This window comes from Nitratidesulfovibrio oxamicus (assembly GCF_015731765.1).
GTDB classification, from domain to species: Bacteria; Desulfobacterota; Desulfovibrionia; order Desulfovibrionales; family Desulfovibrionaceae; genus Cupidesulfovibrio; species Cupidesulfovibrio oxamicus.
In genome coordinates, this window is record NZ_VRYY01000726.1 from 1 (window position 1) to 683 (window position 683).

1 protein-coding gene is annotated in these 683 nt (G+C 72.8%); it reads left to right on the top strand.

Features of this window, described 5'->3' with window-relative positions; all coding sequences use genetic code 11:
- The coding region (locus FVW20_RS17710) for a lipid II flippase MurJ (RefSeq protein WP_307831635.1) at positions 1-683 on the top strand (683 nt) is incomplete at both ends.

Consider the following 683-nt stretch of genomic DNA (forward strand, 5'->3'; position numbering starts at 1 on the left):
TGCTGGCCGCCGCGCGCGGCGGCGGCGTGCGGCTGCGCCCGGTATTGCGTCACCCCGGCGTGCGCCGTTTCGCCCTGCTGGCCCTGCCGTTGATGATCGGGCAGTCGGTGGTGGTGCTGGACGAACAGTTCGTGCGCATCTTCGGTTCCATGACCGGCGAGGGAGCGGTAAGCCTGCTCAACTACGCCCGGCGCATCATGCTGGTGCCGGTGGGCGTGGTGGCCCAGGCCGCCGGCGTGGCCTCGTACCCGTTTCTGGCGGCGCTTGCCGCCAAGGGGGAGTCCGACGCCTTCGACGCCACCCTGTCCACGGCCCTGCGCAACGCCCTGGCGGTGATCATTCCCCTGTCCGTGTGGATGCTGCTGGCCGCGGAACCCACCATGCGGCTGATCTTTCAGGGCGGCGGGTTCGCCGCCGCCGAGACGCTGGCCTCCGCGCCCCTGCTGCGGGTGATGCTGTGCGGCGTGGCCTTCTGGGCCGTGCAGCAGGTGGTGGGGCGGGCCTTCTACGCCCATCAGGACACGGTGACCCCGGCAGTGGTGGGCACCCTGGCCACCCTGGCCGCGCTGCCGCTGTACGTGCTGGCGGGCCACGCGGGCACGCGCGGCACCCTGGGCGTGGCCGTGGCGGGGACGGTGGCCGTGGCGGTGTATACCGTGGCGCTGGCGCTGGTGTGGCGCAAA